We start from the raw sequence: 24,241 nt of genomic DNA, 5'->3' as shown, positions 1-24,241 counted from the left end.
CCTTCATGTGAAGAAATATATTATCCGGTATTAGCTACCGTTTCCGATAGTTATCCCAGTCTTACAGGCAGGTTACCTACGTGTTACTCACCCGTCCGCCGCTGAAATCCCAGAAGTGCAAGCACTTCTGAAATCTCCGCTCGACTTGCATGTATTAGGCACGCCGCCAGCGTTCGTCCTGAGCCAGGATCAAACTCTCCAATTAAGATCAAACAAAGTTTGATCGACCGTCATGTAATTCGTCCATCTCCTTGCGGAGAGGATGAATTACATGACGAATAATGAAAAGAGCGATTATGCTCATTTTGAAACAAACTGACAAGAACATAAATGTTCTTTTTTAAAAATTTCACATCATCCATTTGTTCAGTTTTCAAAGAACTTATTTACGTCTGCTGTCAAACAATGTCGTTTGCGGCAGAAATATAATATATCATGTTCTCACTATCAATGTCAACTCTTTTTTATTTCTTTTTACTAGATTGTGAGAAGCTTGGTTTGTCACTTGTTTGAAGCGACAGTTGATAATATACCATGGCATTCGACAAGATGCAAGCTTTTTTGCAAAGTTATTTTTATCGAAATAACTACCACTTCCTGATCACTTCATGAGTGAGACGTCCTTGCGAGCATATAGGCTTATCGCGACCATGCCCTCCGGGTTAAACTATCACAACTTTGCTAATTCTGGTTGGGTGATTCTAGCAGTTGTTGCGCCCGTGGGATTTTCTTTTAGTTCAGGAAGATTTCCTAAAAAAAATGCAGCAGCCCCTTATATAGAGGCCACTGCATTTCCTATCTATTTCAGAGGTATCACTCCAACTTCGCATCTAGTCCCAATAACCGAATAAACTCATCTTCGTCCTCGATCACTTGAATGCCAAGCTTTTGTGCCTTCGCAAGCTTACTTCCTGCTTTCTCACCAGCAATAACGAGGTCAGTCTTCGCAGACACACTACCTGTTACTTTCGCACCTAATGCTTCCAAACGATCCGCTGCCTCATCACGAGTCAGTTTATGCAGCGTTCCTGTCAGCACAACCGTCTTCCCGCTGAAAAAGGAGTCTGTACTCACTACTCGAGCTTCTTCCGGCGCTTTCGCTTGCACACCTAAAGCCAGCATCACATCAATTCCTGCGCGCATACGCGGATCTGCAAAGAAGTTCACGATACTTTCAGCGACAATCCCGCCGACATCTGGTAGAACGATTAACTCATCGATCGTCGCTGCCATCACAAGAGATAGATCACGGTAATGTTCTGCTAACATTCGAGTGGTTGCTTTACCCGTGTTCGGAATTCCTAAGCCGAAAAGGAACGACGCCAGATCACGTCCTTTGCTATTCTCCAACGCTTGCAGAAGGTTATTGGCTTTCTTCTCCCCGAAACGATCCAGATTAACTAGGTCATCATAAGCCAATGTGTACAAATCTGCCGGTTCACGCACTCCTCGCTCATTATATAGAAGCTCTGCAGTCATCACACTGAACGTATCAATATCCATCGCATCACGTGAGGCGAAATGAGTAATCCGTCCAATCAATTGTGGTTTGCAGTCAAGACGATTATTGCAGAATAGATGTGCACCTTTTTGCTCCAATGGGAACTCGCATGATGGACAATTTGTAGGGAATACGATTTCCTCCCCATCAGCCTCTTCTGGTACTTTGCCGAGAATCTCAGGAATAACGTCATTGGATCTACGAATGAACACCCGCGCACCCAAAGCGTACTTCAAGTTCTTTCGTTCAATATCGCCGATATTGTTCAACGTGCAGTTCTGAACCGTTACTCCAGCAAGCTCAACAGCTTCTACCCGAGCGACAGGAGTTATTTTACCCGTACGGCCTACTTCCCAAGACACAGACTCCAGAACAGTTGTTGTCTCTTCCGCTTCGAACTTATAGGCAACTGCCCAACGTGGGAATCTATCTGTGTAGCCCAGTACCTCTCTCGTACGCATATCTACAAGTTTGATAACAGCTCCATCGATCAGATAGTCTAGAGATGAGCGGCGCTCCACTATTTTCACTAACTCCTCCATCACATCTTCGAAGTCTTCGAAATAAGCAATGAACGGGTTGACCTTAAATCGATTATCCTGCAGGAAGCCCATCATCTCACGATGATCCTTAAATTCAACAGCATCGCTATAACCCACATTGTAGAAAAAAGCATTCAATCGACGTTCCGCCGTTGCCTTCGGGTTCAAGTTACGAAGCGCCCCTGCCGCGGCATTACGCGCATTCTTCAGTGGCTCCGCAGCTTGCAGATTGTAATCACTAAGAACAGACAGATTCATAATCCCTTCGCCTTGAACTTCAATCGTGCCCTCAGTATAAGGAATCGTAAGTGGAACGGACTTAATCGTCTTCACCTGCGCAAGAATCCCCTCACCCGTCGCCCCATTTCCCCGAGTTGCTGCCTGTACTAATCTCCCGTTACTGTAAGTCAGATTCAGCGTTAACCCATCGAACTTCAATTCAACGGCATAGCACAGATCCGGCAAAAGATCATCCGGGTTATTGTTGTTATACTCTGTCACAAGCTTAATCGCTCGATTATTCCAATTGCGAAGCTGATCCATATTTTGCGCTTTATCCAGACTCCAGAGCGGTGCCAAATGACGATGAGGTTCGAAACCCTTGAGTAATTCCGCTCCTACTCTTTGCGTTGGAGAATCGGGGAGGACGATTCCAGTATCTTTTTCAAGCTGAACCAACTGATCATATAAAGCATCATATTCTTTGTCACTCAAAAGAGGTGTATCCATCGTGTAGTAATGATAATTGTGCTTATTAATCTCGGCTACGAGCAGATCCATCGGTTGAATCGAATCCATGACAGCGTATCTCCCCTTCAATATATACTTCGTGATCAAAAGACAGTCTTTTGAATATCCTCTATTACTCTACCTTCGTAATGGGTGCGAACCCTGCCAACAAACGCTTCACTCCAACAGGTGCTGGAAAAGCAATCTGCAGCTCCGTGTCATCCCCGCTACCTTTGACAGCGACGACAACGCCAATTCCCCATTTACCATGGGAGACTTTCTCGCCTGCTTTTAGAGCAGACAGATCAGATGAACTTCCCGCTTCCGTATTCGGCTTCATGGATGTCGTTACAGTCACGCGATTAGCCGCCGATGCGGTAGAACCACTAAGAGATGAGTTAGATCCGAAGTTACTTCCTCCACCACCCAAGCTACGTCCTCCATAGGCACCACCTGTACTGCCACCCCGCTGATAGCGATCACGATCTCGAGCCATCACCGTATCTTCTTTCAGTTCGTCTGGAATCTCTTCTAGGAAACGAGACGGTTGATTCGCTGTTGTCCGACCGAACAAAGTTCGCATCTGTGCACAAGATAGAAACAACTGTTTCTCCGCGCGTGTAATACCAACGTAGGCAAGACGGCGCTCCTCCTCCAACTCCTCATTATCACTGAAAGCACGGCTGTGCGGGAACACGCCCTCTTCCATTCCAACAATGAACACAACCGGGTACTCCAAACCCTTAGCGCTATGCATCGTCATGAGAGTCACGGTGTTGACGTCTTTTTGCTCCTCAGGATCATCATTCATCGTATCGATGTCAGCGATTAGAGCTAGATCTGTTAGAAAAGCTACCAATGATCTATCTTCATTATTCTTCTCAAATTCCATCGTTACAGACAAGAACTCTTCAATATTCTCCAAGCGAGAGCGTGATTCCAGCGTCTTCTCCTTGTCCAACTCCTCGCGATATAGCGACAACTCTAGAATCTTCTCCGTTAACTCCGTAACAGACGATTCCTCCACCATACGATGCAGGGATGCGATCATATCATAGAAGCCCACAAGTGCGTCGCGTGTTCGTCCGGCGAATCCAAGATCATCTACGAATTGCAACACTCGGAAAATAGAAGTACCCCGCTCCGATGCCGCCGCCGCTAATTTTGCTACCGTCGTGTCACCGATCGCTCTCTTCGGCACATTAATAATTCTCGTTAAACTGATATCGTCATCTGGATTGGACAAAAGCTTCAAATATCCGAGTAAGTCTTTGATTTCTTTGCGATCATAGAACTTGATGCCGCCCACAATCTGATAGGGAATATCTGATTTGATCAGAATTTCCTCAATTACCCGAGACTGAGCGTTCGTACGATACAGAATGGCATGATTCTGATAAGATTGCCCTGAATTCACATTCTTAGTAATCTCAGATGCAACGAAATATCCTTCATCATGTTCCGAATTGGCACGATACACCTTAATTTTGGCGCCTTCGCCCTGATCGGTCCACAGCTTCTTCGGTTTGCGTCCTGTATTCAGGTTAATGACTTCGTTCGCTGCATTCAGAATGTTCGAGGTAGATCGGTAGTTCTGCTCCAGGTAGATCGTCTGTGCTTCTGGATAGTCCTTCTCGAAATTAAGAATGTTCGTAATATCCGCTCCACGCCAGCGATAGATGGATTGGTCACTATCTCCTACGACACAGATGCGGTGATGCCCCTCAGCTAACATACGGCACAGCATATACTGCGCACGGTTCGTATCCTGATATTCATCGACGTGAATGTATTGGAATTTCTTTTGGTAGAAATCGAGAACTTCTGGAACTTCTCTAAATAATTCAATCGTCTTCATGATCAGATCATCGAAATCTAGTGAGTTATTGTTCTTCAGTCGTCTTTGGTACATCTTATATATTTTAGCCGCAAGCTCTTCGATATAATCCGTAGCCTTCTGTTCGAATTGATCAGGTAGTATTAACTCATTCTTGGCAGCACTAATAATAGCCTGAATAGCCTTCGGTTCGAATTTCTTCGTATCAATGTTAAGTTCCTTCATACAATTGCGGATGACGGAGAGTTGATCGGTTGAATCCAGAATCGAGAAGCTCGAGCCGAATCCAATTCTTTCAATATCTTTACGCAAAATACGTACGCACATGGAGTGGAAAGTAGATACCCAAATATCTCGACCTTCTCTTCCCACAAGCTTCGATACGCGATCTTGCATTTCACGTGCTGCTTTGTTCGTAAAAGTGATGGCCAGAATAGCCCAAGGTGGAGCTTTACGTGTGGCAATCAGATACGCGATTCGATGCGTAAGCACCCGCGTCTTTCCACTCCCGGCACCTGCCATAATTAATAGAGGTTTGTCTACAGCTTCAACCGCTTGCTGCTGCGGTGGGTTGAGTTTCTTTATCGCTTCATGTATGTCAATAGGTTGCATGCGCACATGCTCCTTCCAAATATAAATTATAATAATTCCTTGAAAATAGTGGTGTGAGATGACCGCTGCGGGTACGGATTGTCCTTACAATCGCTGTTGACCTTGGATTTCCTGATTGTATACAACCTATGGTAGTAGAAATCCAATGTCAAAGCATATGCTTTCGAGGTAGCTTTCCTACGGAAAACTTGTAGGCGACCACTAACGTTTCTTCAGGACAATTCCGTTCCCTGCGCTAGGTTTGCTCGCTGTCCCATATTTTCAATGAATAGTGATTATGGTGCAGTTTATTTCTACAACGGCTACTTCACAGCCCCTACGGTCTGCAATGCTTGCGCTAAATCCTCATAAATAATGTTACCGACTACGATGGTGTCACTTACCTCTGCTGCTCGTATGGCCGAATGAAGATCTCGGATACCACCGCCATATATAAGTTGAGCTCCTGTTAGTTCTTGTTGCACCGCTCTAACGGTCTCCATATCTCCAAAGATACCACTGTATTCCAAGTACACTACGGGCAATGACATCAACTTATCTGCCACTTGGGCGTAAGCGACAATCCCTGATCGTTCAAGCTTAGTATCTGCTTCCGTTAATTGTGCAACGGTGGAATCTGGATTCAGGACAATATATCCTTCTGTCACGAGTAGTTCCCAAGGGATCATATATCCGAACCGATCAATGGCTTGCTGTTGATGTCCCACGATCCAAGATGGATCACAACTATTCAACACCATTGGGATCAGATAGAGGTCGAACCCTGGCACAATGGCTTCCATATCCGACACCTCTTGTACACATGGCAATTCGTACCGACGTACCCGTGACATCAGCTCGACGGTATTCTCATAAGTTACCCCTGATGACCCTCCAACCATTATAGCATCTGTACCGGACATGCATACTGCATCCAGACTCCGTTCATCCATCTCCCGGTCAGGATCTAGCTTAAATACATGTCTCCAAGACTTCATCATTTGCTTCAACCTTCATACCCCCACGGATCATCGTAAGACTCTAAATCTAGTCTATGTTAGCGAGGGGGCAGTGTCAATCTGTTCGCGTTGAATAGGAACGGAATATATAACCATCGTCGGTCTCGCAGTTGCACAAAGTACACTTAAATTTGCTCCTTCTCCATTAGCTCTGGGTTTAGCTGCAAAACATACATCTAATTACTCCCAAAACCCCATTTTCCGCCGTTTCCCCAATTTTAGATGTATCTTTGCATCTGTTTCTCTCTATTCCACCTTTCCCAACTAATTAACTGCATTTTCTGCAATTGCTCGACTTTGCGGCGACGTAGCGATACAACGACCGTCGCGCAACTTGGTGCGAGGCCTGAAGAAAGTTACACAACCGACTAAATGAACACTATTCAGCTTCATAGTGACCACTAGATCTCATACGTAACTTTTCCGCAATTCACGATCAAATAAATAGAACGCCCCAGTGGACGTTCCATTGTGTAATATCAATTTAGCTTTTCTCCATCACAGCAAAGTAATTATTGTCATGATCAGCAAAGTTAAATACTCTACCTCCAGGCATAGTTACCATTTCTCCGAGTGTGATGTTTTTATCTGAAAAGTCTTTATACAGATTATCTAGATTGTCTGAATAAAAGATTAACGAAGGTGTACCCAGATTTAATTCGGGCTGCATTAGCGCAATGAACTCCTTATTGTGGAGAACGAAGCTAGTTGCTGATCCCTCTGTAGGGGCAATCTCAATCCATCTCAATCCTTGACCGTTATCTTCTTCAGAAACGACACTAAACCCAACCTTTTCTGTCCAAAACTTTACTGCCTCATCCTGGTTATTGACATATAACATAATTTGACCGATCTTATTAATCATTTGATTTCGTATACTATCGCTATTACTTGCAGTGTAGATGTTTTTTTCACTTTTACCTCGAATTGTAAATTCGATACGATTACGAGAAGAGAAAGCATCTCCGCTTCCTGCTCTTTTTCTAGCAAGCTTATTGTGATCGTTCCTTAATAATAGTTTCCCCTGTTACCTTAACTATTTGAAGTATATTATCATTAGAATCCATCGTCAATAATCATCAACCTTAGGGTACATTGTACTGTGGATTGAAATCTCGCATTACGATTAAATGATAGTCTACTTTGATGGGGGATTTATCCATTTTATACTTATATATTTTTGATGAAAACACAAATGCCCTGTAAGTTGAGCACTTTGAGATAAAGTGCTCAACTTACAGGGCATAGTTCAAATCTGGAGATTACCCTTTTTGGATCTTTTGTTGTACATAATGGTCCTAATCTGCAAAAGAAAAAGAGCTGCTAGGCTCTCAATTGGTTATAAATATTGCGGTAATAGTTTTCTGTAAAATGAACTGGGGATTTCCCCCACACATGACTTACGTCGCCCAACGGTGGTTCAAATACCACCGTTACTCCCGGACATGTTTTTTTAAAATGCTCGTAATACCTTTTAAGCATTTCATTGTTCTTTGCAATTTCATCATGATTATCAAACCTCGTGATATTCCCGTTTTCATCTACATATTCCTCAGCCCAATAAGCTTCATGTAGATGGATTTTCTCTAACTGAACAACACATAATAATTTTTCGATAAAACTTTCAAAACTACGCTCCCACAACTCATGAGTTGATTCTTTGAATCTTGGTATAGATTCGAAGGAGAATAAGGTTTCTAATTTTCCGTTGACTAATTCATTCGTCCGTGTGACATATGAATTAGTCAACTTTAGCAGGTTGAATCTCTCATCAACAAAATCGATAATCACAATACTAGGATCAAACCGACTTGTAGAATCTATGAAGTCCTTATTAAAATCTTGCATTACCATCTTACGCTGAAAGGCGGATTCTAGCTTAACATCAGAATCACTGATGTTAAGAGGGGGAGACATTGAGCTAATTACTGATGTGCGACCATAATAATTATAATCAAATTCCCCACCAACAATGCGAAATATATCTCTTGAGACACAGCTCCCAAATATACTGATTTTTTTCACGGTTTCCCTCCATGCGAGTATAATAATGTGAGTTTATTATATCAGTATCTAGTCGCTGATAACACCCATATCAAAAAACAACTCTAGGAAGAACCCTGAATATATTAATAATTGTGTTACCACTCGAACCGCTTACTGCGACTCTAACGTCACCGTTAACTCCGCTGTCGAATCCACGGTAACACCTGTTACATTGGTAATGACAGGCAATGTACCATCTAATGTGAAATCGGAGTTGAATATAAAATTTGATTGATTGTAGTTAGAGAGATAAGTTGATAACTTAAATGGTTTATATCCTGACGTTGAGGAGAGTGGAAAAGTAGCTAGTGTCACTGTATTGGCGCCATCACTTACTTTTATTATTAATTCACTCGTATTAGGAGATATGTTACTCACGCGACCATATACGATTAATTCCATTGTCTTGCCACGTCCGTATAGGCTTGATGGTTGCAAACCTTGTGTAAATATAACCCCTCCACCACTAGGAGCATTTTGAGTAAAATAGGAATTAGACGTATCAAGTAATTGATCTACCTGTCTACGACGATTACCCGCATCGGAATTGGCCGAATGCTGCACAAATCCAGCGTAAAACAAGTCAAAATCCTGAGTGTTTCTTAAAAAAACATTTGCTTGGTTCATTACCCTTGAGTTAGATTGAGCACTGATTGCGATATTATTATCTCTGAAAGTGTTTCTAACTGCATTTACCTCGCTTGAGGTTACCACGACCAAACTGCGGTTTATATTGTTTTCGAAGATGTAATAATCACAATGTCCGTTAACTTGAGATTAAAGTAATACTCCGGACTCAATATTATTAACTAGTCTTGTATTTTCTTCATCCGGCTTAGAGAAAGAACCTCTGTACCCGCTGCTAACCTGCACGTTAAACATGGCCGCGATTCCTTGACAACAATATTCAAATTTACCACCTTCAACATACATTCTCGGCGTCCCTTGGTTTACTAATCCAGCCCAAGAACATAGGTAGGCGTGAATATTTACAGTCCAAATTTCACCAGAGGTTCTCGAAAAAGCGAGCCCTGCGCTGTTTCCCGTTGATATGTTAGGTGTTGTCCCCTCACTGAAATTTTGGAATTTTATATTTGATACCTTTACTCTCATGTTCTGAAAAAACATTCCGTGAGTATATGCTTCTCCGTTTAACTTACCATCTAATATTGTGGTAGGTACTTCTGAGATTGTTACATCTGCGCCTTTTACCTCAATCCATTCAACCGATTCAACACCTTTTAAAAATAGAAGATGCTTAGTTCCATCGCCTTGATATGTTCCCACAGCCAACTTGACAACCCAATACGCTAACAAAACCGGAAATGCCGCTTTGAGTGCGGTGAATATTGTCTCAATATCTGATAGTTTAACAGGTGTAACCTCACTTAACCCATCGTTTCCGCTCACGACATTACTGTCGACATCAACAAATATGGCAGTGCTTTGGTTTGTAAATTTAGTAGTTACTCCATTGTAAGTAACCAGTACTGCGTTTGTCGCTTTATCCGCCAACTGCGCAGCATTGCCTCCCTGTTTAACATCCAGCCTAGTCGATAGATTGAGATGGACTGAACCTATCTTCCTAACAGGTGAGCATTCATAATGTCTGTATTTCCTTCTCTAGCACCTTCAAGGTTACTTTTAGGCTAGCTCCTAGTACAACCCAATAGAAACTAATTATTCGCTCGAACAAGCCCAATCCGTAATCACAACTGCCATTCATACCTAGTATATTTAACCATTTATTGAATCAATCTGGATATACAAAAGAGACTGCCCCTTAAGCGTATCGTATCGCTCAAGGAACAGCCTCATAATCTACTTAATAAGCATTGTGATTCTTAAATCCATTCGTAATGGTCTTCATAATAATCCTAATATCAAATAAAATAGACCAGTTCTCAATATAGAAAATATCGTGGTTAATCCGATCTTCTATGGAGGTGTCCCCACGTAAGCCGTTCGTCTGTGCCCAACCGGTAATGCCGGGGCGAACGTGATGCTTCACCATATACTTTGGAATCTCATCGCGGAATTGCTCCACATAATAAGGTCGTTCCGGTCGTGGTCCTACGACACTCATATGTCCCATCAACACATTGAAGAATTGGGGAAGCTCATCTAGGCTTGTAGATCGTATGAATGTACCGAACCGAGTTCGACGAGGATCATTCTCAACCGTCCACCCTGTGTCTACTCCATCTTCCAGCTGCTGCTTCATCGAACGGAACTTATACATCATGAAATTACGACGATTCAATCCAACACGCTCTTGCTTAAATATAATGGGGCCCGATGAAGTACATTTGACACCCACTGCCACTGCGAGCATCACAGGTGAAATCAATATAATCGTGGTCAAAGAAAATACAATATCGAATAATCTCTTAAATATTCGGTTACCTACTACATCAAGTGGTATGTCTCTAACGTTAATCATAGGCATACCCGCGAAATTATCGAAGTAAGGGCGAGCCGGTAAGTAATCGAAGAAGTCCGGTATGATCAGAGTTCGTACACCCGCCTTCTCACAAAGGACAATAATATTCTTATATTTCGAATGCGCATCTAGTGGTAACGCAAGGACAACTTCATCAATGAGTTCTCGACTGAGCACTTCCTCAAGATCATCCAAATTTCCGAGAATTGGACTGAAATGCTTCGCCTCAATATTATCCCAGACCTGATTATCATCTAAGAATCCAACGACCTCATAACCTAATTCGGGATACTGCCTCAAATTATTGAAAAATCGTTTACCTAGACTACCTGCTCCCACAATTAATACAAATTGTCGGTTGTAGCCTTTCTCACGAAAATGCTTAAGAGAGACTTTAAGGAAATAGCGATAAAATATAATAAAGAAAATATTCAAACTTAGATAGATCGCTAGATACACCCGTGAAATATCAATCTCTTTAATAATAAACATGACACTAATCAGAACGAATATACTAACCATATGAGCCTGAATAACTTTGAGGAATTCATCTGCGAATCTCTTTTTTCTCTTGGGTGAATAAAGCGTCAATACGACACCTATAACAACCGCGATCCCACCGTAGACAAGACTCCATAACGCATACTTCTCTATAGGCATCGGAGTTTCATATGGAATCAAGCCGCTTTCGAATTTAATCCACCAAGCGAGCAGGAATGACATCTGAACGACGAGAAAATCTGATAAAATATATAACTTGGTAAGTATACCCTGACTTCTACGAATCATAATCTCACCTCCACCTGATTATCTGCTGGTTTCGAAGCTGGCTTCGACTGAGTCAACTTATTCTTGAGGATCGCCATCGTGAACTTCAAACCAATCCCCGTATAGATAACGCTATTAGTCAGCCAATGGTAACGGTCTTTATAATGTTTGTGATGGAATATCACCATCGCGCGATGGAATTCATAGATAATCCGTGTGGGTCTGCGACGAGCGCTTCCCCCTTTAAGATGGATGATGGTCGTACGAGGATAATAATGAATGCCCCAACCCGCCTGCTTGATGCGATAGCACCAATCAATATCCTCACCATACATGAAGAAGGTCTCATCCAGTCTACCCACCTGATCAATCGTTTCCTGGCGAACCATCATGAATGCACCTACCAGACAATCCACAGGATACTCCTCATTCGGATCCAAATGGCCTAGTTGGTACTGATTGAACTTTGGATTATCAGGGAATAATCTAGATATGCCGAAAGCATAATAAAAAGACGCCGATGGTGTCGGAAACCCCCGACGACATGCCTTATCAAGACTTCCATCAGGCAGAATAACTTTGCACCCTGATGCTCCTACGGTTGGATTCTCATCCATGAAGGAGATCATCGTCTGCAACGTATCCTCTTGTACAATCGTATCTGAGTTGAGAAGAAGAACATATCGCCCATTCGCGATGTCCATTCCTTGGTTATTTCCGCGGGCGAACCCGATATTATCATCGTTTGCGATAAGTGTCACTTGAGGATACTCTATGGCAACACTCTCGACAAATGAATCACTAGAATGGTTATCTATAGCAATCACTTCAAAGGTATAACCTGTATTCGAAGCAAATACTGATTGTAGGCAGTCCATCGTTAGCTTGCATGTATTATAATTAAGAATAAGAATACTTAAATCCATGTATATAGCACTTCCTGACAAATATAGTAATCTATCGACAATATTATACCATACTGATGGTAGATCAGGAGAATTTCATGGGGAATTAGCAAACATTTACACGAGAGACTTATGTTGATATTTATAGCTTACCCGCTATAAACACCATTTTAAAAACCAAATTATCTATTGTTGACTGTCTATAAAATGGGGTCTTCATAATATATATAACGCGCCTAACAAGATTTCGTTGTTGTATTTCTAGAAGTTCTTGAATTTCATTAGACTGATTATTGTCCATCAATTGAGTAAATACGGTTATAAACTCCTTAGCCTGATTGCTAAGAATATAATGGTTCTGTCCATTTAGAAATCGCTGAGACCTCTTCCTCCATTTCCCCACCCATCCATCTGTTGATCCACCCAAAGCATTCGATTGATGCTGACGATAAAAGATGGCAGGCTCTGTATCAAACACTACTTCTCCAAAAGTGGATACACATAAATAAACCCACCAATCATGCATAATAACATTTTTCAAATTGTGCGGAAGATTGCTTTTCACGATATTTAGGGCTTCTTTGTTCATAAGCATAGTACAGCCAACACATACATTTTCTATTAAAGCATTGTAGAGGGATAATGGTTTCTGAGGAGGGCTAGGCCACACGCCCAAGGGATTTAAATACTGATCTACCATTTGCGTCGTTGAACAATACATTAAAGGCTGTTCCGCTGGTTTTTGATTAAGATGTTCAATAGCTTGTATTAGCTTATTTTCATTCCAAACATCATCCTGGTCACAAAAGGCATAGTAGTCGTATTCATCTGAAGCTTTAGCTATCAAATCAAAAAAACTTCTAGCAGCGCCAAGATTATCATCCTCTGAAATACAAATTCGGTCTGGATATTGCTCTATGTATTTCTTTAATTTCCTCACGGTTCCATCAGTTGAACCATCATCACGGATTACTATTTGGAGTTCAACATCTTCCTGTGAAAGCAAGCTCTTCATTTGCTCATCTATATATTTCTCACCATTGTACGTAGATAATAGCACTTGAACTTTGAAGCGTTTCAACGTAATACCTCCTTCATATCTCAAGCAGTTAATGACTTGTATTATAACATTATTCGCGACAACACTTTAGATGTATTTCCACATAAGACAAAATCTCCCGATCAATTCAACCATTGACCGAGAGATAGTAACACTCATATTTATTTGGAAGTACACTCTACAAGGAAATCCTTCAGCCCTTCTCTCCAAGGTCTTAAATCCTGAAGTCCATTCGTTCGAATCGATAAATGCTCCATGACCGAATTAGCTGGACGATGAGCCGGACGTGGGAATTCATCTGTCGAGCAAGGCTCCGGCTGAGTAATCATGTTGATTCCCAACTGACGAGCTTCCTCAAAAATGGCCTGTGTAAACTCATACCATGTACATGCGCCACTATTGGATGCATGGTAAATACCATACTTTTCAGTTTCCATTAGCTCTAATAAGAAATTGGCTAGATCAACCGTATAGGTTGGAGAGCCTTTCTGATCATGTATGACTTTTAGAGTTGATCTCTCTTGACCGAGACGTAGCATCGTCTTGACGAAGTTATTCCCATATACACCATATACCCAAGAGGTCCTAACGATAAAGTATCGTGATGACAGGCTTTGCACTAGCACCTCTCCTGCACGTTTCGACTTACCATAAACACTCTGAGGATTGGTATTATCATACTCTTGGTATGGTTCAGTGCTAGTACCATCAAATACATAATCCGTACTGATATAGATCAGCTTGGATCCAGTACTTTCTGCAGCCACTGCTATATTTCTCGTACCTACAGCATTCACCGTATAAGCACCATCTATATCTGTCTCTGCCACATCTACCGCTGTATATGCCGCACAGTGGATGACAACATCTGGCTGATATTGACCAATCACTTGATGGCATTGTGCAAGATCTGTAATATCCAGCTCATTCCGATCACAGGCAAGCACATCATGACCGCTATTCCGCAGATTAGTGACGACATCCGTCCCTAACTGACCGGCTGCCCCTGTTACAAGTACTCTCATAGAGAATCTCCTAGACGCTCACCATATTGTTTCACCTGATACTGCTGGTATTCTCCCGATTGAATACGAGTCCACCAATCTTTATTATTCAGATACCATTGAATTGTCTCTTTTATACCCGTCTCGAAGTTATGCTTCGGTTTCCAACCTAACTCTTGTGTAAGCTTCGTTGGATCGATACCATAACGACGGTCATGACCCAAGCGATCTTCCACATAAGTGATTAGAGATTCTGGTTTATTCAACTCTTGTAGAATGGTCTTCACAATATGGAGATTATTCCGTTCATTGTTGCCACCGATATTGTATACTTCACCCACACGTCCCTGATGGATAATAAGATCGATCGCACTACAATGATCTTCAACATACAGCCAGTCGCGAATATTCAACCCATCACCGTATATTGGCAAGGCTTGATCGCTCAATGCACGAGATATGATTAATGGGATAAGCTTCTCTGGGAATTGATATGGCCCATAGTTATTAGAACAACGAGTAATGTTCACTGGCAGTCCGAATGTTTCATGATAAGCACGAACTAACAGATCCCCTCCCGCCTTACTAGCGGAATACGGACTATTCGGCTCCAAAGGTGTGCTCTCCATGAAGAGACCTGTCTCACCAAGCGAACCATATACTTCATCCGTGGATACCTGTACATACTTTGTCACACCATATTTCTTAGACGCATCAAGCAGCACTTGTGTACCCAACACATTCGTCTTCACGAACACTTCCGGCTCTAGAATACTCCGATCCACATGCGACTCCGCTGCAAAGTTAACAACCACATCAATACCTTGCTGAAATATTTGATCGATAACCTGACCATCCGTAATGTCTGCCTTAACAAAGGAGTAATTCGAATTATTCTCGATAGACTTCAGATTCTCTAGATTTCCCGCATAAGTTAATGCATCCACATTTACAATCTGGTAATTCGGATGCTGTTGCAGCATGTATATAACAAAGTTACTACCGATAAATCCGGCACCACCGGTAACAAGAAGTTTCATTAGAAAATATACCCCCTACTCAAAATTAAGCTCCGCATCTTGAAGTAGCGGATGACGTTGATCTTTATCCGAAAGAATCGGATTGGATGTAGGCCAATCAATCCCTAAAGCAGGATCGTTCCATAGTATGCCACGATCGTGCTCCGGTGAATAATATTCGTCCACTTTATAGAATACTTGCGTATTCGGAACAAGCGTGCAGAACCCATGGGCGAAACCCTTGGGAACTAAAAGTTGACGATGATTGTGCTCACTTAAGATGACTCCCACCCACTGACCGAACGTTGGTGAGTTATGACGAATATCAACGATCACATCGTAAATGGCACCAGATAGTACCCGGAGTAGCTTAGTCTGGGACTTGGGGTTAAGTTGATAGTGAAGGCCACGGAGAACCCCTGGTTCTGCCGAAAGGGATTGATTATCTTGGATAAAAGTATGACTGATCCCCTGCTGTTGTAGCAAGGAATCGTTATAACTTTCCATGAAAAAACCCCGACTGTCTCCATGGACAACCGGTTCAAGTAAGTTCGCACCTGATAATGCTAAAGGAGTGACTTTCATAAATAAACGTTCCTCCTATTTATAATTTTAGTTTTCCAAATGATTCACCAAAGTACAGATCCTGCGAGAGATCATTAGCCCGTGCTAAAGAGGCGTGTGTTCCTGCATCCGTCCACCAACCTTGGAGAATATCGAACGTTAGCTCGTTACGATTAATATATGCATTATTCACATCTGTGATTTCCAATTCGCCTCTGTTAGAAGGTTTCAGGGTCTTCACAATATCGAACACCTTATGGTCGAACATATAAATCCCTGTAACCGCATAATTAGACTTTGGTTGTTCTGGTTTCTCTTCAATAGAAATAATACGCTCTCCTTGAAGTTCAGGTACACCAAAGCGTTTCGGATCTTGAACTTCTTGGATTAGGATCTTCGCGCCAGTCTTCTGCTCTTGGAAGTTATGTACATAAGGAGTAATATCGTCTTCAAACACATTGTCACCTAAGATCACAACCATTTGATCTTCTCCAACAAAGTGTTCAGCCAAATCGAGTGCTTGTGCTATTCCTCCGGCTTCATCTTGGACTTTATAGGTAAATGAGATTCCCATCTCACGGCCACTGCCAAGTAGACTGACCACATTACCCATATGCTCCTTCCCAGTGACTATGAGGATGTCGGTAAGACCTGCTTGTTTGAGTTTAAATATGGAATGAAATATCATGGGGTATTTACCAACGGGTAGAAGGTGTTTGTTGGTAACTTTAGTTAACGGGTAAAGTCGGGAGCCTGTTCCACCTGCTAGAATAATGGCTTTCATCATATCTCTCCTTTCAAAACCTGCACAATCTTTTCACATCTTATGTTCCATGTACTCCTATTCAAGAAGCTTGTTACATCGATATCTGCACACATCTCAAGTTTACCATCTTGGAAGTCCATAACCAGTTCAAGTAATTCTACTTCATTAGAGTATAAGTTTACAAAGGGAGTGAACTTATGCATTTCCCCATAATTAATAGCGAAGATCGGTTTGCGGAAATGGATATACTCATATATCTTCACTGGATCTACCGCTTTTATCAATTCATTCACGATAAATGGCATGATATATGCATCCGCAGTTTTTGCATACTCAGAAATCTCCTCATGCCTTACCATACCCATAAAATTTAACCGCGAATGGAACGGGATTTTTGTATTCACTGGTCCAATCATAGTAAACATCACATTAGGTAACTTATGAAGAACCCTTAAAATTAACTCAAAATCAATCCAATCGCCAATCGTACCTATATACATTATGTTAAATACTTTTGGGTTAGTATCCTTTACTTGCTCATGCAATGAAAATGAAATTTCTGGTTGAAGCAATGTTGGGCTAATTCCATTGTTAACTACAATAGGTTCAGCTCTTAATTGCCCTTCATAAGATGATACCATCTTATCCTTAAGATAACTCGAAGAAGCAAATATCAAATCAGCCCGTGTAACCAAACTAATCTCTAGAGCTCGCAATCTGTTGATTCCTTTCGTTCCTGTATAAAACCCTAAAAAGTCATCCATACAATCATAAATTACGATCTTATCATCAAAACGATCCAGTGGTACAAAGTCCAATATTAATGGAGAGGTGATCCATATATAATCGTACTTATCAAATGATCTAATTACATTGTTATTAATTAGTCCCTCAATCCATTGAAGTATCCTGTAACGCCCAGACAAAGGGAGCTTTTTCAGAATATTTACCTGAGAGTCCAAATGAACATTCCGAGAATTTTTTATTTTATTCTTATGCTTATCGTAAAGCTTATTAATATAAAATAAATCAACCTCATAGTGTTGGGTCAATTCCTCATACAAAAAATGAGGACGTTGCTTAATCCAATCCCAGTCTACATGCATTAAATAAGCCATTTTCAACTTCGTTGGCAAGCAATCATCCCCTTTAATTTAGTAGATTCATCTTATATTTCAATAACTCTGATAGCATTTTGAAGGTTTAATTACTAATTCTATCCCTTATATAGGCTCTCATCGTATATTTCTCGGGGATAGAGACTTAAATTAATCAACCACTCATAGTCAGCTTTTTTAAAACTTCTTACGGTTTTATTACTAATCTATTAGTATTTCTTTAAAATTATTAAATTCCACCTCACCAAAATACTTATCATTTATTCTATAAATACATGTATATAGACCGGGTTCGGTAAACTCATACACCAATTCATTATTATTGTTACCAACAAAATCATAACTCGCACCATTCTTGTAAATATACCATCTTGAACTAATCTCATTAATATTTGAAATGTTTGCTTCAAATTTATAAGTGTCATTATTCAATCTTTCAACTTTAGCCTCGTGTACTACTGGCTCTTGCTCACTATTGGGCACGTCATTAAATACATATTTCATTCCATCATAGTTAATAAAACCAACCAACTTTTTAGAAGTTTCTTTAGCGCTATTTCTTAAATAACTAATAACTGCGTATGATTTACCCTCTTGTAGAATGAATTCCGCTTTATTATCAAATGCATAAGATCGTGATTCATATTTTCTCCCTGATTCTGCATCTAACAAATAAAATGAATACGCAAGTTTTTGCGAATCAGAATATGCACCATTAAAAATTTCCAATTCATTACCAATTATCTCCGTTCGTATCTTTGTTTCAGGTAATCTTTCTCTAGACCTAATCTTCACTTTTATTCCATTTAGACTCACAATTCCCCTATCATATATAGGAGTTGCCTTAATATACTGATCCAAATCATTCTTCTCAACAATTCTTATAGAAGTAATGAACTGAGTATCTGATCCCCGTTTATCAAAAATAATTGTTGTTGTCGGTGTCACATCACTTAATCCGCTTGAAGTATAACTTATATTACCACTGCTACTATCCCCGATATAATTCGAAACGTTATCCGTGGATTCTAGTTGTTGGAGTAGTACATAGTAATTAGTATCTTTAATTTTCAAAACTAAATATTCTCTGTTTAAATCTACAATTTCAACATCATTAGATAAATGGAATACCTGTGAGTACTTATGAATATCATTCGAAAGAATATCATCATGAATCAAAAAGTGATTCCCATCAATGTAATTAATAGTTCTATCCATCTGTACGCCATCAAATATATTATTAAATCCTATGATAGATTCATATTCATTATTTTTATCATATGAATATAATCCAACCTTGTTTGAATTAAACATGCTCACTGAGTAAGAGCGGTCATCAACAACTATCGTATTATGTGCAATATTACTATTAGTATAATCATGAATTTTATCGCCAACCATATAGTTATACATTCCAGGGTCAATAAATATATCATGGCCTTTTGAATATAATAAAAAGGATAAATCATCCGCATGCTTATGTGTACTAGATAGATAACCCGATTTAAACAAGAACCATGTCGATTGATCAAATTCTAAAGGATTCCAGTGTTCTCTAAATATTGCATACCCATCACTCAAATAGACTTTAGAGTTAACTTCAGGAACAGTTCCCTTTAATCCTTTGCTTTGCACATACACTAGGTGCTCATTCTCAAAATTATTAGCAATCGAATAATTTCCAAGTGAACCAATCGTATCACCTAAGAAGGGAGTTGCTAAATTCGGCTTATATACATGAACCAAATAATCAACTGCACCTTCATAATAGGCATGTGCTGTCTCAGCATATTCATTACTGAATTCTTCTAAAAACTCCGCCGTCCCTTTAATATACGAGATAATTCCCATGTGATAGCCTAATGAGTTCTCTATATGAATATGTTTATTTGGAAATGCAAATTTAAGTTGCTCATCTAATCTTGAAATTCCCTTGTGCACATAAGTGTCATTATTAAGAAAATACCCAGCTTTAATTAATGAACCATCTTGAAAAATCCCATGATTATGTTTATTCGTATAATTCGTATCGTCCAATAACCACTCGCTGTTTTTCTTAATAATATTTGTTATTTTATCGTTATCATTATTACTCATACCTGAGTAAATTCCAGAAAAATATATCAAGTTCTCAATACGCTCAGCTACAGAGTGATCGTACCATGTATATCTATTGGGATCCGCAGTAGATAAGTCATATTCATTCCAAGATAATATAAACTGTTCAGCCGCTTTAATATACCTAACATCGTTCGTTTCAAGATAGGCTTTACTTAGATAATATACAGGTCTAAGAGTATGCAAATACAGTGAGAAAGTATTTGGTGAAGTTGAGGCACTCATATCCCAATCAATATTATCAATGTCGTAATTAATTTTCGATTTAATATTCTCATTAACTATCAAACTATTATTTAATAATTGATCAGCGAATTCAATATATTTCTTACTGGGTAACTCCGTCATCATATATAGTGGTACATATATTTCAGCAGTTTCTAATGTAAAACTGTCAACTTTGCTGTTTATTTCTGGTTTTGTTGTCTCCTGTAAAGAATAAGATGGTAGAGTAAATATCAATACTAAACACACTAGTGCAAATAAGGAAAATAGAATTAATATCTTCCTATACTTTCTCATTAGCTTTCTCACTCCTATCATTTTAAGGTTAAACTATCTCGGTCCGTATTCAGATAAACAGAGTAATCCCCTTTGCAAGCAGTTAATTAGTCATTATCAACTCAATCTCTTTGACTATAGTTTCATTCATCCCACTTTGGCGGCGGACACGCTCTGCAGCACTTTGAGACAGACTTTGAAAAAGTTGAGGATCATTGTATAACTTTTTAATACTTTCTGCCAAACCTTTGTAATCTTCCCCATCAACTAACATCCCACATTTCTCATCAACAAATTCAGGTATTGCTGCTACACTATTAGTAATCGGTACTAGTCCTGATGACATTGCCTCATCTCTCGAGACTCCCTGAGAATCCATACGGGTTGGAACTAAAAATATTCCATATTCCTTGTGCAGAGAGGCGATCTCTTCATGCCTTAAGAACCTTTCTTCCAATTTCACGTTTTTAAACTTTTTAATAGGCTTTACAAGCGACTGAAAAAGTTCACCTTTACCTATAAGCGTAAAATTTAACTGCTTAAAGATTGGATCTTTAGACAAGTATTGTATAGCTTTAATTGTAAGATCATTTGCGTATTTGTTACTGGCAAACGGCCTGATCGACAATATCTTCGTTCTCGCTTCTACATTCTTCTCATTATAACTAAATAAGCTGTTATTAATGTAATTATGAATGATTGAATATTTATCTTTTGGCAAATTAACTTTTAAATCTTCAAAGACCTCTTCGGCAAAATAGTTAGATACAAATACAAAATGAACATTATGATTTTCGCTTAAAACCTCCGAAAATACCTTTCTCCAAAATAGCACCCTAGCCTCTGATTCCTTTTTAGCTTTTTCTAATTGCTGCTGTGTCGAATAATTATAATCTCTTCTCCACCACGGTTGAATCTCAGAACCATGGATCCATATGATAGTTTTCTTGGTCTTGATAAAATTACGAATACCACTCCAAATGTTCTCATTTAAAAAGTGGATTAAATAGGTTTCATGATTACCATGCATCAGTACATTATTTAATTCCTCAATATATCCGCTAGTGACATCTATCCCAGAAAATTCACTATAACCTTTCCCTTCCCGTTCATTGAATTTATACATATCTACATTTAAACTATTACTCTTATATTCGTTCAATCGACTATGTATAAATGCATATCTATACAGGTCTTGATAATCTGGATAATTGTCAGCAATGAGAAGTACCTTAGACTTATTCAAAAAACAACCATTATCAAGTTGAATCTCCCCAATGATTAGATTTTTTATTTTACATAAGCCACTTCCAGCGAATCTAAAACCAAACTTAATAAACTTCACATTAGAGTCTAGTTTAATGGTTACTTTTCGACTAGCTGGTTTTACGACGCTACCAATCTTATTGTTATTACTATCTAATAATATTGCAACAATATCTACACTGAATTTTGAATAGTATTCAACATCTAAATAAACGTCTATTTCAGACCTCGAGTTTAATTCAAACACACTAAAATTATTATTAAGATATACGTATTCGTGTGAATTATCCAGATTGGATTCGACATGTATCTCATCACTATCTATTTTTACATTTACTCGATTAGCTTTATTAAGATATTTAAACATTTCATTCGAGGAAATAGTAACTGTGTTTAGCATTCTATTATTCAGTTTTATATCACCCACAGAATCATACACTTTGTTCATTGTTATCCCAAGATCCGTTATGGGTAAATCATCAACCTCTTGGCATTCTTCTTCATTGTAATTCTTACAGTAATTATATTCGTCAATGGAGAAGCACTTGTCATGAATAACACTTTCATCAACGACGTCCGAATATTGAATTAAGCTCTCCAATGAATAATAATCAGTACTAACAAATGATCTTCTAACGGAAGCACTATCAGTACTACTATAGGTAGTACCTACTTTCTCCTTAGCAACTACATTATTATTATCAAAGTACACATCCTTACAAATAATAAGTGCATCTGTATATTGCGTAGCAAACACATAATCAGTGATATAGTTCTTACCATAATAATCTTCTGTCGAGAAGAATGATACATATTCGAATTCACTCTTAATACGTCTAGCAACGCCCTCATTGAATACATCGACAAGCTCAATATTCTCCGAATCAATTGCTTCATGAGTTATACTAGAAATGATAAAAAGTCGAGTTGAAGTATAAGCCTGACGGTTATATTGACACAGAATATGTTCAATTTGTTCCTTAGTATCTGCTTTTGAAATAATCGCTACACGTCTTCGAGGTGTTTCCAAGTGATTTTCAAAAATTGTATTCACCAGAAAACCCAATCTATGTGTATATGTGTGTTCATCCAATATTTTCCTGAGACCTAGTAATCTAAACTTATTATAATATTCAATGTCTTTAAACCTAGCTATTTGGTCCGCTAACTGCTTCCCATCATCAGTACAGATGACCAAATCTCCGAGTAAATTACGTATTGCCCTTGAATAATTACTTACTGTCACCGTATTTGATGCCAGCAACTCGAAGACTCTACGAGCACACATACTTTGTGACTGCTTTACTGAATTCATATTAATATTGAACCGATAACCTTTGTAAGCCTTATCTATCTCATGCGATTTTAAATTTCCTTTAATATATTTCTTGTATTTGTTAGGGAACGAATAGTTAGGATCATTCTCATAAAAGTTTCTATCATAGATATCTAAACCTTTTGTTTGCGTGACTGTATCAACAAATGTCTCCATGTCTTGAATACGATCTGGATAACGTTTGTAATAAGCCCCTGCGAAGCAAAACTTATCTTGCCTATCATACACTTCAATAGGATTATGATATTGAAGCTGAGCAGCAAAAGGCATCAAATAAACTCGATCATGATTCAAAAGTGTTTTATAATTTTTAATACAGTCTATATCTGTAGTAAATACAAAATCTGCATATTTCGCAGTAGCTAGAAAAGTATCGAAATGTATAGGATCCTCTTTATTCCAAAACACAATCGGTATTCGGTTTTTTTTACAATAGCTTAAAACATCTATTAACTCATTGCTTAAATGCGGAACTTTAGTGTGCCAAAGTCCTTCGACCCCACGCCAAGCGGACTCCAAAAAAAACAAATCGGGGTTAAAAGACTTCATCTGATCCAGCCAATTTCGAGGTGTTATTTGCAATAGTGTACACTCTGGTTCGAAGGAGTTATAGGTGAATTCATCCATAATACAAGCAACCTTCATATCCTTAAGACAATTAAACCCTCTCTTGAATTGTGTAGTATTAACTTGATTTATGACTTCCGAATAAATTTTATGTCCCTTTAAGTCTAGTTCTGTTAATAATTCTGTTCGTTTCAAGTGAATTTCTTGCATTTTCTCTTCGATATATGCTATTCCCATATGTCTATCTCCTAAAAGGTTAAGTTTATTTAAAAGAGCCTGTTCAAAAAAATATTAATTTCAGATGAACAATAATTGTACCGAAAAATTAATTGGTGAATCGGAAGTGACCCGATCACCGAAAATACCAATATCCGCGGTGCAATGTCATCGAGTTGGAACTACCACCGCGATTAAGACATACTCAGCTTTACCCATAACTCGTAGATCTCTTCATTTCATTGACGTTTCTGATATCAAAAAGGCACCTGTACATAGTAGCCTGAACCACTTCAGATTCAAAGTTTGCGGTTTATACCACTTG

At 39.3% G+C, this 24,241-nt stretch carries 17 protein-coding genes and 1 rRNA gene; all 18 read right to left on the bottom strand.

The window, feature by feature from the left end; translation table 11 throughout:
- A 16S ribosomal RNA gene (locus tag AC1TO9_RS10650) occupies positions 1–205 on the bottom strand; the annotation flags it as partial.
- Between the two features lie 608 nt (positions 206–813).
- Positions 814–2,841 carry an NAD-dependent DNA ligase LigA gene (gene ligA / locus AC1TO9_RS10645; protein WP_482059137.1) on the bottom strand — a complete coding sequence of 676 codons (2,028 nt, stop codon included), beginning with the start codon at positions 2,839–2,841 and terminating at the stop codon, positions 814–816.
- A gap of 64 nt (positions 2,842–2,905) precedes the next feature.
- Positions 2,906–5,221: a DNA helicase PcrA gene (gene pcrA / locus AC1TO9_RS10640; protein WP_482059136.1), complete on the bottom strand. Its 2,316-nt coding sequence runs from the start codon at positions 5,219–5,221 to the stop codon at positions 2,906–2,908.
- A 302-nt stretch (positions 5,222–5,523) separates the two neighbouring features.
- Complete coding sequence (gene pcrB, locus AC1TO9_RS10635; RefSeq protein WP_482059157.1) at positions 5,524–6,201, bottom strand: heptaprenylglyceryl phosphate synthase; 678 nt, start codon at positions 6,199–6,201, stop codon at positions 5,524–5,526.
- 502 nt (positions 6,202–6,703) lie between these two features.
- A complete protein-coding gene (locus AC1TO9_RS10630) occupies positions 6,704–7,084 on the bottom strand; it encodes a VOC family protein (RefSeq protein WP_482059135.1) in 381 nt (126 codons plus the stop codon).
- 458 nt (positions 7,085–7,542) lie between these two features.
- Positions 7,543–8,244, bottom strand: coding sequence for a DUF6270 domain-containing protein (locus tag AC1TO9_RS10625; RefSeq protein WP_482059134.1), 702 nt, complete (start codon positions 8,242–8,244; stop codon positions 7,543–7,545).
- Positions 8,245–8,376: 132 nt separating this feature from the next.
- On the bottom strand, positions 8,377–8,892 hold the full coding sequence (locus tag AC1TO9_RS10620) for a hypothetical protein (RefSeq protein WP_482059133.1): 516 nt from the start codon (positions 8,890–8,892) through the stop codon (positions 8,377–8,379).
- Between the two features lie 150 nt (positions 8,893–9,042).
- The gene (locus tag AC1TO9_RS10615) at positions 9,043–9,780 is read right to left on the bottom strand and encodes a hypothetical protein (RefSeq protein ID WP_482059132.1); all 738 of its coding nucleotides are present in this window, start codon (positions 9,778–9,780) and stop codon (positions 9,043–9,045) included.
- 310 nt (positions 9,781–10,090) lie between these two features.
- Complete coding sequence (locus AC1TO9_RS10610) at positions 10,091–11,497, bottom strand: undecaprenyl-phosphate glucose phosphotransferase (protein ID WP_482059131.1); 1,407 nt, start codon at positions 11,495–11,497, stop codon at positions 10,091–10,093.
- The gene (locus AC1TO9_RS10605) at positions 11,494–12,402 is read right to left on the bottom strand and encodes a glycosyltransferase family 2 protein (protein ID WP_482059130.1); all 909 of its coding nucleotides are present in this window, start codon (positions 12,400–12,402) and stop codon (positions 11,494–11,496) included. Before AC1TO9_RS10605 ends, AC1TO9_RS10610 begins: the two co-directional genes overlap by 4 nt.
- A 121-nt stretch (positions 12,403–12,523) precedes the next feature.
- On the bottom strand, positions 12,524–13,462 hold the full coding sequence (locus AC1TO9_RS10600; protein WP_482059129.1) for a glycosyltransferase family 2 protein: 939 nt from the start codon (positions 13,460–13,462) through the stop codon (positions 12,524–12,526).
- A 140-nt stretch (positions 13,463–13,602) separates the two neighbouring features.
- A complete protein-coding gene (gene rfbD / locus AC1TO9_RS10595; protein WP_482059128.1) occupies positions 13,603–14,466 on the bottom strand; it encodes a dTDP-4-dehydrorhamnose reductase in 864 nt (287 codons plus the stop codon).
- Positions 14,463–15,485 carry a dTDP-glucose 4,6-dehydratase gene (gene rfbB, locus AC1TO9_RS10590; protein WP_482059127.1) on the bottom strand — a complete coding sequence of 341 codons (1,023 nt, stop codon included), beginning with the start codon at positions 15,483–15,485 and terminating at the stop codon, positions 14,463–14,465. Before rfbB ends, rfbD begins: the two co-directional genes overlap by 4 nt.
- Positions 15,486–15,500: 15 nt before the next feature.
- Positions 15,501–16,049, bottom strand: a complete 549-nt coding sequence (gene rfbC, locus AC1TO9_RS10585; protein ID WP_482059126.1) for a dTDP-4-dehydrorhamnose 3,5-epimerase — start codon at positions 16,047–16,049, stop codon at positions 15,501–15,503.
- A gap of 19 nt (positions 16,050–16,068) precedes the next feature.
- Positions 16,069–16,812, bottom strand: a complete 744-nt coding sequence (locus AC1TO9_RS10580; protein ID WP_482059125.1) for a sugar phosphate nucleotidyltransferase — start codon at positions 16,810–16,812, stop codon at positions 16,069–16,071.
- Positions 16,812–17,930, bottom strand: a complete 1,119-nt coding sequence (locus AC1TO9_RS10575) for a glycosyltransferase family protein (protein ID WP_482059124.1) — start codon at positions 17,928–17,930, stop codon at positions 16,812–16,814. Before AC1TO9_RS10575 ends, AC1TO9_RS10580 begins: the two co-directional genes overlap by 1 nt.
- Positions 17,931–18,113: 183 nt before the next feature.
- Entirely contained in the window at positions 18,114–20,552 is a 2,439-nt protein-coding gene (locus tag AC1TO9_RS10570) for an alginate lyase family protein (RefSeq protein WP_482059123.1), read from the bottom strand.
- Between the two features lie 82 nt (positions 20,553–20,634).
- Entirely contained in the window at positions 20,635–23,937 is a 3,303-nt protein-coding gene (locus AC1TO9_RS10565; protein ID WP_482059122.1) for a glycosyltransferase family protein, read from the bottom strand.
- Positions 23,938–24,241 lie beyond the last annotated feature (304 nt).

It is taken from the genome of Paenibacillus sp. Y916 (assembly GCF_056786435.1).
Note: the sequence above shows the minus strand (reverse complement) of the source record. Positions and strands in the feature narration are given on the sequence as shown.

What these genes read in the sequence shown, in the direction of transcription:
- ligA (WP_482059137.1), bottom strand. Translation starts at nt 2,841, where the DNA reads ATGGATTCGATTCAACCGATGGATCTGCTCGTAGCCGAGATTAATAAG.
- pcrA (WP_482059136.1), bottom strand. Translation starts at nt 5,221, where the DNA reads ATGCAACCTATTGACATACATGAAGCGATAAAGAAACTCAACCCACCG.
- pcrB (WP_482059157.1), bottom strand. Translation starts at nt 6,201, where the DNA reads ATGATGAAGTCTTGGAGACATGTATTTAAGCTAGATCCTGACCGGGAG.
- AC1TO9_RS10630 (WP_482059135.1), bottom strand. Translation starts at nt 7,084, where the DNA reads ATGATTAATAAGATCGGTCAAATTATGTTATATGTCAATAACCAGGAT.
- AC1TO9_RS10620 (WP_482059133.1), bottom strand. Translation starts at nt 8,892, where the DNA reads ATGAACCAAGCAAATGTTTTTTTAAGAAACACTCAGGATTTTGACTTG.
- AC1TO9_RS10610 (WP_482059131.1), bottom strand. Translation starts at nt 11,497, where the DNA reads ATGATTCGTAGAAGTCAGGGTATACTTACCAAGTTATATATTTTATCA.
- AC1TO9_RS10605 (WP_482059130.1), bottom strand. Translation starts at nt 12,402, where the DNA reads ATGGATTTAAGTATTCTTATTCTTAATTATAATACATGCAAGCTAACG.
- rfbD (WP_482059128.1), bottom strand. Translation starts at nt 14,466, where the DNA reads ATGAGAGTACTTGTAACAGGGGCAGCCGGTCAGTTAGGGACGGATGTC.
- rfbB (WP_482059127.1), bottom strand. Translation starts at nt 15,485, where the DNA reads ATGAAACTTCTTGTTACCGGTGGTGCCGGATTTATCGGTAGTAACTTT.
- rfbC (WP_482059126.1), bottom strand. Translation starts at nt 16,049, where the DNA reads ATGAAAGTCACTCCTTTAGCATTATCAGGTGCGAACTTACTTGAACCG.
- AC1TO9_RS10580 (WP_482059125.1), bottom strand. Translation starts at nt 16,812, where the DNA reads ATGAAAGCCATTATTCTAGCAGGTGGAACAGGCTCCCGACTTTACCCG.
- AC1TO9_RS10570 (WP_482059123.1), bottom strand. Translation starts at nt 20,552, where the DNA reads ATGAGAAAGTATAGGAAGATATTAATTCTATTTTCCTTATTTGCACTA.
- AC1TO9_RS10565 (WP_482059122.1), bottom strand. Translation starts at nt 23,937, where the DNA reads ATGGGAATAGCATATATCGAAGAGAAAATGCAAGAAATTCACTTGAAA.